This window comes from Pseudomonas sp. NPDC089406 (genome assembly GCF_044900265.1).
Taxonomy (GTDB): Bacteria; Pseudomonadota; Gammaproteobacteria; order Pseudomonadales; family Pseudomonadaceae; genus Aquipseudomonas; species Aquipseudomonas fakonensis.
The window spans coordinates 47,152-56,899 of record NZ_JBJDNC010000039.1 but is presented as its reverse complement, the minus strand read 5'-3'; the positions used below and the strand labels follow the sequence as shown (position 1 = coordinate 56,899).

7 protein-coding genes are annotated in these 9,748 nt (G+C 66.3%); 6 read left to right on the top strand and 1 reads right to left on the bottom strand.

Features of this window, described 5'->3' with window-relative positions:
* Positions 1–444 precede the first annotated feature (444 nt).
* The 6 genes from ACI2KK_RS23260 to ACI2KK_RS23235 are packed head-to-tail and all read left to right on the top strand — an operon-like array spanning position 445 to position 7,250.
* Complete coding sequence (locus ACI2KK_RS23260) at positions 445–1,404, top strand: MoxR family ATPase (protein WP_134693940.1); 960 nt, start codon at positions 445–447, stop codon at positions 1,402–1,404.
* 4 nt (positions 1,405–1,408) lie between these two features.
* On the top strand, positions 1,409–2,353 hold the full coding sequence (locus tag ACI2KK_RS23255) for a DUF58 domain-containing protein (RefSeq protein WP_217842501.1): 945 nt from the start codon (positions 1,409–1,411) through the stop codon (positions 2,351–2,353).
* Positions 2,350–2,844, top strand: a complete 495-nt coding sequence (locus ACI2KK_RS23250; protein ID WP_217842500.1) for a DUF4381 domain-containing protein — start codon at positions 2,350–2,352, stop codon at positions 2,842–2,844. The genes ACI2KK_RS23255 and ACI2KK_RS23250 overlap by 4 nt, the downstream gene beginning before the upstream one ends.
* On the top strand, positions 2,837–3,913 hold the full coding sequence (locus ACI2KK_RS23245) for a vWA domain-containing protein (RefSeq protein ID WP_404670786.1): 1,077 nt from the start codon (positions 2,837–2,839) through the stop codon (positions 3,911–3,913). The genes ACI2KK_RS23250 and ACI2KK_RS23245 overlap by 8 nt, the downstream gene beginning before the upstream one ends.
* A complete protein-coding gene (locus ACI2KK_RS23240; protein ID WP_404670785.1) occupies positions 3,910–5,628 on the top strand; it encodes a tetratricopeptide repeat protein in 1,719 nt (572 codons plus the stop codon). Before ACI2KK_RS23245 ends, ACI2KK_RS23240 begins: the two co-directional genes overlap by 4 nt.
* Complete coding sequence (locus tag ACI2KK_RS23235; RefSeq protein WP_404670784.1) at positions 5,625–7,250, top strand: BatD family protein; 1,626 nt, start codon at positions 5,625–5,627, stop codon at positions 7,248–7,250. Before ACI2KK_RS23240 ends, ACI2KK_RS23235 begins: the two co-directional genes overlap by 4 nt.
* Positions 7,251–7,566: 316 nt before the next feature.
* Here ACI2KK_RS23235 and ACI2KK_RS23230 read toward each other — a convergent pair whose 3' ends face one another.
* Positions 7,567–9,747, bottom strand: coding sequence for a lipase family protein (locus ACI2KK_RS23230; protein WP_404670783.1), 2,181 nt, complete (start codon positions 9,745–9,747; stop codon positions 7,567–7,569).
* Position 9,748 lies beyond the last annotated feature (1 nt).

Genomic DNA, 9,748 nt, shown 5'->3' with positions numbered 1-9,748 from the left:
ACCGGCATGGATGCCGGTCGAGCGCCGATCGGGCCAGGGACGGCCCGTCGGCGCGTACCCCCGGAGCAAGCCCGGAGTGAGGGTACCCCGGAGCGCAGCGCAGGGGCCGGATGAATGGAGCGAGCATTTTTTGCTTACTTTTTGATGCTTCAAAAAGTAAGCCGCCGTCAGGGCGGAAAGGTGAATAAGCGTCAATACAGCAAATGAATGCGCATAAAAATTCCAAAACCAAACCAAACCAAACCAAATCAAACGAGCTGAACGACCAGCAGGTACACAAAGGCTGCATCAGCGCAAGCCGCAGCCTTTAGCCCTATACCCCGTCCTTTTCGCGATATTTACCCAGCGCCATTGGTCGCCACCCCCCCGGATGGATTAAAGTATCAGCCCTCTGCCCGGCAACCGCCCCCGCGCGCCCAGGCCCATCCCCAGGAACCGTCGACGATGGAACATCGTGAAGCGCTGATCGCGCTGCGCACCTTTCTCTCCTCCCAGATTCTCGGCCAGGAAAAACTGGTCGAGCGCCTGCTGATCGTGCTGCTGGCCGACGGCCACATGCTGGTGGAGGGCGCGCCGGGCCTGGCCAAGACCAAGGCCATCAAAGAGCTGGCCGAAGGCATCGAGGCGCAGTTCCACCGCATCCAGTTCACCCCCGACCTGCTGCCGGCCGACATCACCGGCACCGAAATCTACCGCCCCGAAACCGGCAGCTTCGTGTTCCAGCAAGGGCCGATCTTCCACAACCTGGTGCTGGCCGACGAAATCAACCGCGCACCGGCCAAGGTGCAGTCGGCGCTGCTCGAAGCCATGGCCGAGCGCCAGGTCAGCGTCGGACGCAGCACCTACGAGCTGTCGCCGCTGTTTCTGGTGATGGCCACGCAAAACCCCATCGAGCAGGAAGGCACCTACCCGCTGCCCGAAGCCCAGCTCGACCGCTTTCTGATGCACGTGAAAATCGGCTTCCCCGATGCCGCGGTCGAGCGGCGCATCCTGCTCCAGGCCCGCGGCGAGGCGCTGGGCGGCGAGGTCAAGCCCGAGCGGCGGGTCAGCCAGCAGGCGATCTTCGCCGCGCGCAAGGAAATCCTCGGCCTGTACATGGCCGATGCGGTGGAGGAATACCTGGTGCAACTGGTGATGGCCACCCGCACCCCGGCCAAGTTCGACAGCGAGCTGGCCGACTGGATCGCCTACGGCGCAAGCCCGCGCGGCTCGATCGCCCTCGACCGCTGCGCCCGGGCCCACGCCTGGCTGGCCGGGCGCGACTTCGTCAGCCCCGAGGATATCCAGGCGGTGCTGTTCGACGTGCTGCGCCACCGCGTCATCCTCTCGTTCGAGGCCGAGGCCGCCGGGGTCGACCAGGACCGCGTGGTGCAGCGCATCCTCGACGTGGTCGCCGTGGCCTGACCCCATGCCCACCTCGCAGCTGGCCGAGCCCGGCATCCGCATAGGCCTGTCCGAACTGATCGACATGCGCCACCGCGTGCGCGAAATCCAGCTGTTCTCGCGGCCCGGCCAGCGCAGCCCGCTGGTGGGCTTGCACCACTCCAAGCTGCGCGGGCGCGGCGTCGACTTCGACCAGGTGCGCGTGTACCAGGCTGGTGATGATGTGCGTAACATCGACTGGCGCGTCACCGCGCGTACCCAGGAGCCCCACACCAAGCTGTTCCACGAAGAACGCGAGCGGCCGATCTTCATCATGGTCGAGCAGAGCCAGCGATTGTTCTTCGGCTCGGGGCTGATGTTCAAGTCGGTGCTGGCGGCCCAGGCCGCAGCGCTGTTCGGCTGGGCGGCGCTGGGCCACAACGACCGCATCGGCGGGCTGGTGTTCGGCGACAACGAAAACCACGAAATCAAGCCCCGGCGCAGCAAGCAGAGCCTGCTGCAACTGCTCAACCGCCTGGCGCGGATCAACCAGGCCCTGCACACCGAGGCCACACCGCAACCTGACAGCCTGGGCCTTGCCCTGCGCCGTGCGCGTGAGGTGCTGCGCCCCGGCAGCCTGGCCATTGTCATCTGCGACGAACGTGCGCTCAGCGCCAGCGTCGAGCAGCACCTGGCCATGCTATCGCGCCACTGCGACGTGCTGCTGCTGCCAGTCAGCGACCCCCTCGACCACGCCCTGCCCGCCGCCGGCCTGCTGCGCTTCGCCCAGCGCGGCGCACAACTGGAGCTCGACACCCTCGACGCCAGCCTGCGCCAGGCCTACCGCGAACAGGCCGAGGCGCGCATCGAGCGCTGGGAACTGCTGGCGCAGAAACTGCGCGTGGTGCTGATGCCGCTGAGCACCCAAAGCGAAATGATCGAGCAACTGCGCGAATACCTGAACGCCCAGCGGCCACGGAGCGGCCAATGAACCCGCTCGACCAGCTGCAGCCGCTGATCGCCCCGCCGGCCATCGGCCTGTGGCCGCCGGCCCCGGGCTGGTGGCTGCTGCTCGCCCTGCTGCCACTGCTCGGCTACGCCGGCTGGCGCCTGCGCAAATGGCGCCCGGGCAAGCGCAAGGTGGTACGCGCCGAACTTCCCCTGGACCCGGTGCGCATCGAAGCCCTGGCCGAACTCGCCCGCCTGCCGCGCCCCTACGACGGCGCCCCGGCCGGGGCCTGGCTGCAGCAAATCAACGCCCTGCTCAAGCGCCTGTGCCGCAACCACTACCCCGGGGCCAACAGCCATACTCTCAACGGCCGCCAGTGGCTGGCGTTTCTCGACAACCGCTGCCCGGCCGCCGGCCTGACCCGCTGGATGGTACTGGTCGAAGGCGCCTACAAGCCCGAGTGCAAACTCGACGACAAAGCCATCGTCGGGCTCGCCCAGGCGGTGGAAACCTGGATTCGCAAACATGTTTGAACTGGCCTGGCCCTGGTTGTTCGCCCTGGCGCCGCTGCCCTGGCTGGCGCGCCTGCTGCTGCCTGCCGCCGACAGCGGCGAGCCGGTGCTCAAGGTGGGCTTTCTTGACGAGCTCGAAGGCCTGGCTGGGCGCCGCGCACGGCTGAACCTGCCAACCTGGCGCCAGCAGGCGCCGTTCGTGCTGATCTGGCTGCTGCTGTTGCTGGCCGCGGCCCGCCCGCAGTGGCTGGGCGACCCGGTACCGGTGTCGGCCAGCGGGCGCGACCTGTTGGTGGCGGTGGATGTGTCCGGCTCCATGGACTTCCCCGACATGCAATGGCAAAACGACGAAATCAGCCGCCTGGACCTGGTCAAGGCGCTGATGGGCGACTTTCTACAGGACCGCCAGGGCGACCGCGTCGGCCTGATCCTGTTCGGCAGCCAGGCTTACTTGCAAGCCCCGCTGACCTTCGATCGGCGTACCGTGCGCACCTTCCTCGACGAGGCGCAGATCGGCATCGCCGGCAAGAACACCGCCATCGGTGATGCCATCGGCCTTGCCGTCAAGCGCCTGCGCCAGCGCCCGGCACAAAGCCGGGTGCTGATCCTGATCACCGACGGCGCCAACAACGGCGGGCAGATCCACCCGCTGACCGCCGCCCGCCTGGCCGCACAGGAAGGCGTGCGCATCTACGCCATCGGCATCGGCGCCAACCCCGAGGCCAGCGGCACCCCGGGCCTGCTCGGGCTGAACCCGAGCCTGGACCTGGACGAAGCCTCGCTCAAGGAGATCGCCGACATCACCCATGGCGCCTACTTCCGCGCCCATGACGGCGCCGAGCTCAACGCCATCGGCGATACCCTCGACCAGTTGGAGCCGGTGGCCCAGCAACCCACCCAGGCGCGCACCGCCAAAGAGTTGTATGCCTGGCCGCTGGCCCTGGCGCTGCTGCTCAGCGTGCTGCTGGTGGTGGCCGTGCAATGGCCGGACAACCTGCTGCAACGCCTGCTGCGCAAGCCGCGCTTTCTGCAGCCCCACCCGGAATGGCGCCAGCGCCTCAAGCGCCTGCGCCTGAGGAAGCGGCGATGATCGACCTCTGGCCACAATGGCTGCGCCCGCTCTGGCTGCTGGTGATACCGCTGCTCGGCTGGCTGCTGTTCAAGCTCTGGCACCGGCGCAAGCGCGCCGGGCGCTGGCAGCTGATTCTGCCCCAGCCCTTCCATGCCGTGCTGCTGGGTGGCGGCAGCGGCAGCACCAGCAAGCTGCCCTGGGTGGCCCTGGGCCTGGCCTGGCTGCTGGTGGTGCTGGCCCTGCTCGGCCCCAGCTGGCAGCGCCTGGAAGAAACCCGCCAGCGCCCCGCCGACCCGCTGGTGATCCTGCTCGAGCTGACCCCGCAGATGCTCGCCGAAGACAGCGCCCCCAACCGCCTGGAGCAGGCCCGGCGCAAGGTCCTCGACCTGCTCGAACACCGCAGCGACAGCCAGACCGCGCTGATCGTCTATGCCGGCAGTGCCCACACCCTGGTGCCGCTGTCGGACGATTTGAGCACCACCCGCAACCTGCTGGAGGCCGTCGACCCGTCGATCATGCCGCAGCCCGGCCAGCGCGCCGACCTTGCCGTGCAAAAAGGCCTGGCGCTGCTGGCCCAAAGCGGTCTGGGCCAGGGCCGGCTGCTGTTGATCGGCTCGTCGCTGAGCGAGCAGGAGCGTGACGGCATCGTCAAGGCACTCGGCCGCCAGGGCCCGAGCCTGTTGATGCTGGGCATCGGCAGCGGCGAAGGCGCACCGGTGCGCCAGGCCAGCGGCGAATACCTCAAGGACGAGCACGGCGCCATCCTTCTGCCGCGCCTGGACAGCGCCGCACTCAAGGCCTTCGTCAGCGGTACCGGCGGGCGCTACCGCCACGCCCGCATCGACGACCTCGACCTGCGCGGCCTGGGGCTATTCGACAACCCGCGCCTGCTGCGCGACGACGGCCAGACCGTGCAACTGGACAGCTGGGCCGACCAAGGCTACTGGCTGCTGCTGCCGTTACTGCTGCTGGCTGCCTGTGCCGGGCGGCGCGGCTGGCTGTTCTGCCTGCCGCTGCTGCTGGCCTTGCCGCAACAAAGCTACGCTTTCGGCTTCAACGACCTGTGGCTGCGCCCCGACCAGCAAGGCCAGCAGCTGTTGCAGCGCCAGCAGCCGGCCGCGGCCGCGCGGCACTTCGAAGACCCGCAATGGCGCGGCATGGCGCTGTACCAGGCCGGTGACTTCGAAGGTGCAGCCGCCGCGTTTGCCCAGGGCAACGACGCCGCCGCCCACTACAATCGAGGCAACGCCCTGGCCCGCGCCGGTGAGCTGGAAGCCGCGCTGGACGCCTACGAGCAGGCCCTGGAGCGCCAGCCCGACCTCAAGGCCGCGCTGGACAACCAGGCTCTGGTGCAGCAGTTGTTGCAGCAGCGCGACGCCAAGGCCGAACAGCAGCCAGGCAACGACGATGCCCAGGGCAGCCCCGGCAAGCAGACCGAAGGCAACAGCAGCTCGGCCAGCAGCCAGGCCGAAGGCACCCCGGGCAACGATGACCAGGCACAAGCCCAGGCCTCCACCGAGGCCTCGAGCAACACCCAGGCACCACCGGGCACTGCCGGTGGCGACGACGATACAGTCACCCAGCCGCCGCAGCGGCCGGTCTCCACCAGCCTCGACGCCGAACAGCGCCAGGCCCTGGAGCAGTGGTTGCGGGAAATCCCCGACAACCCCGCCGAGCTGCTGCGCCGCAAATTCTGGTATGAACAGCAATTGCATCAGGAAACCCCACGATGAGTCGCTTCGGCGTCTTTGTACTTGGCCTGCTGTGGAGCCTTGCGGCCCTGGCCGAGCCGACCCTGCAAGCCAGTGTCGACCGCAGCCGCCTGGAGGCAGGTGAAACCCTCGAGCTGACCCTCGAAAGCCAGGACGTCACCCAATTCGGCAAGCCCGACCTGAGCGCGCTGGAGGGCGACTTCGAGGTGCGCGGCACGCGCCAGCTCAACAGCCTGCACAGCCTCGACGGCGAAACCCGCGCCAGCACCCGCTGGATCATCACCCTGCTGCCGCGGCGCAGCGGCAGCTTGCGCATTCCCGAGCTGCAACTGGGCCGCGCGCGCAGCCAGGCCATCGACCTGCAGGTGCAGCAGGCCGACAGCCAGCGCCCCGACATCGCCTCCCAGGTGTTCGTCGAAGCCACCCTCGACAGCTCCGAGGTGTACGTGCAGGCCCAGGCCGTGCTGACCCTGCGCATCTACCACTCGGTGGCGCTGTACGACGACAGCAACCTCAGCCCGCTGCAACTGGAAAACGCCAAGGTCGACCCGCTGGGCGAGTCGCGCACCTATGAAAAGGACATCAACGGCGTGCGCCACGGGGTCATCGAAACCCGCTACGCGCTCTACCCGCAACAAAGCGGCCAGCTGCAAATCCCGCCGCTGAACTTTACCGCCACCGCCGCCGACAACGGCGAACAACCCGCAGGCACCCCGCGGGTCGGGCGTCAGGTACAGGTCAGCTCCTTGCCACTGCAGCTTACGGTCAAACCGATCCCGGCCAGCTACCCCAAGGGCCGCCCCTGGCTGCCGGCCCGCAGCCTCAGCCTGGAAGAACACTGGAACCCCGACCCGGCCAGCCAGCCCACGCAGATCGGCGACTCGCTGACCCGCAACGTGACCCTGCGCGCCGAAGGCCTGTCGAGCACCCAGTTGCCGCCGCTGCCGGCCACCGAGGCCACGGGCCTGCGCCGCTACCCCGACCAGCCGTTGCTGCGCAACGAAATCAGCGAGCGCGGCATGGTCGCCAACCGCGAAGAGCGCGAGGCCCTGGTGCCCACCCACAGCGGCGAACTGGCGTTGCCGGCGCTGGAAGTCACCTGGTGGAACACCCTCGAAGACCACCTGGAGCAAAGCAGCTTGCCGGCCCGCACCCTGAACGTACAGGACAACCCGGCCCTGAGCGCCGACACGCCAGTAGGCGACAGCAACGCCGGGCAACGGCCACTGTGGCCCTGGCAACTGGCGACCCTGGTGTTTGCCCTGACCACCGTGCTCGGCTTCGCCCTGTGGTGGCGCGCCCGTTCGCAACCGGCGGTGCTGCGCGCCGCGCAAAGCGGCCCGAGCCCGCGCACGCTGCTGGACGACCTCAAGCGCGCGTGCCAGGCCAACGACCCCCAGGCCACCCGCCAGGCGCTGGACGCCTGGGCGCGCCAGCAACCGGAAACCCTGGCCGAAATGGCCGCGCGCTTCGTGCCGCTGTCGGATGCGCTGGATGGGTTGAACGGGGCGTTGTACAGCGAGGGTGGCCAGTACTGGCATGGTGACGAGCTGTGGCGGGCGATCGGGGCGATCCCGCCAGCCGAGCAGTTGCTGGCCCCTGGCGGTGAGTCGGGCAACTTGCCGCCGCTGTATCCCAAGTAACCCGGCAACCGCTACGCCGGCTCCTATGGAGCAAATCACAACTCGTTGATTTAACGAAGATTCTGTGGGAGCGGCTTCAGCCGCGAACACCGGCGAAGCCGGTGCCATCTAGCGCGGCGTCTGCTTCGCGGCTGAAGCCGCTCCCACAGGTACCGCGCTGGACCCAGGCTGCGCGCGATCCTGTAGGAGCCGGCTTGCCGGCGATGAGGCCGGGCCTGCAAACGTCGGCCGGCTTGTGCATCTGGGCTCACGGCCCTATCGCCGGCAAGCCGGCTCCTACAGTGATCATGCCTGGCTTGCCGATAGCGGCTCCCCCTCAAATCAACCCGAACGGGTCATCCAGGCTGGCCATGATCTGCTCGAAGGTCACCACCTTGATATCCGGCAACGATGGCGCCAGTTCGGGCGGCGCCATGGCCAACTGCTCGGCGCGGTTGTTCTCGGGGTGGGCATGCCAGCGCTCCAGCGCCTCGGCCAGCCGTTGCGTGCCGGCCAACTCGCCGTAGAGCATGGTCGCATCAACCTGAGTATGGGCCAGGTCCTGCAAGCGCCTGAGCAAGGCCTTCAGCCGCCCGATCTCCTCCTCGAGCATCTGCAGGCTGATCTGCTGAACGTGCCGGTACGGGTCGGCACGGCTGAGCGCGGCATGCCGGTAACCCAGTTGCTGCTCCAGCGGGCGAATCAGCCCGGTCAACAGCTCGAGCTCACGCCGGGTCACCGGCGCGGTACGCTCGCGCAAGGCCTCCTGGTAACGGCGCAAGGCCGCCCAGCAACCGGGGATGTAGCGGATCATCCGGTGGTCGGCAGACAGGAACAAGGTGTCGACGAACGCCCGGCGTTCGGGCAACCCGTCCTTGGCCCGCAGCATGCGGTCGCACACCTCCCCTTCGGTGATGCTCTGGCAGCCCGGCGTCCACAGCACCGCAGAGGTGCGCCCTTCGACCAGCGGCAAGACCATGAAATGGCGCATCTGCCCATGGTGCTCGTAGGGCTGGCCAGGTTCGAGAATCAGGCTGGTGAGGGATTTGCGCGTGCCCAGGATCGCATCCACCTTGAACTGCTCAAGGCTCTGCCGCGTCAGCTCCAGGGGCTTGTGCATCCAGGTTGCCGGCACGCTGGGTGCCGGGTCGTTGTTGTAGACGATGCGATGGTGGGTAAGGCTTGCAGCACTCTGCACGAAGGTTGCATCGCCGGCCCGGGGGGCGCCGAAGGTGTAGAGCTGCAGGTCGATGCCTGGTCTCTTGCGGCGGATCATTTCCGACAACAGCAGGGCGATGGCGCCACCGAGGCTGTGGCCGCAGATGATTACCTGTTGGTTTGTGTGAAATCTGGAGATATAGCGTTCAGCGAAGCGAAAGGCGGTGACTGCTGCTTCGTAAAATCCCTTGTGCGCACGGCCTTTTCCTTCGGTGAACTCCACCTGGGCGAAGTCGATGTCACGAATCAGATCTGCCGGAATTTCGTTAGTACCTCGAATCGCGATCAGCAGATGCTCGTCGCTGTGGGTCGCGTAGGCCTGGGTGTCCGTCGCCCTGCGTTGCCCACGGTCATCCAGGAAGTCCACTCTCACTGGGCTTTCCTGATCATTGCCCAAGGCCGGATCATTTTCCGGGTACAAATCAGGATCAAACGGTACGACCTCCCACCGCGCGGAGTAGGCGACCTCCTCCAGCAGCGGCAAATAAGCGCCCGGCAATGCAGCATCCAGTTCACGTGTCTCTTCGAACCTATTCAACTTGCTGGCGAACCAGTCGCCTGAACTGGGTGTTTCAGGGAACGTAACCAAACCACTGGTGATGGGGTGTTCATCTGGCCTCTGGCCGAAGGGGGCATAGCTCAAGGTTGCCAGCAACGACAGTTGGTACATGTTCAGCAGGCTGAACTCATGGCTTTTTGCGAGTATCGGGCGCAGGGCACGCAGGGGGCGAACTTCCAGTACCGTCTTGCGGTTTGGTTTCAGGCACACGCCATGCTGCCCATGCCCTCGCATCAGTTTGCGCGCATGCTCATCAGGAGGAAAATGTCGCGCTACGGAGGGCGGAAGATGGCTGGTGTGCTCTACCAGATCACGAACCTCGACTTGATAGAACTCCTCGCCTTCCGCCATGGCCTCGTTTGATCGTGTTCGTGTCCCGTCTGCGTTAGCGAAAAATGTATTTTCTGCGCGTACTTGAAGCTCCGTTATCCTCAACGGATAATCAGCTCTCGAGCTCAGATAACTGTAAAACTTCACACCCCCAACGTACGCTGCCGAAAGCAGCAACACCAATCCTCCACTGTAATGAGATACAGTACCGACACCGACCCCATCTAAAACACCCTGATAGACCACGCCCTCTCTATCAATCGCCTCAAACTGCAACCCACCATAAGCCTCCCCACCACCAAATTCGTCCACTAACTGAAAGCTCGTCACCTCTGTTCTTGTAGGGCACGTAAGAACCCGCCTACTAAATGATTGCAACAGGTCATCCTCGAAGATACCAATACTCTTCATT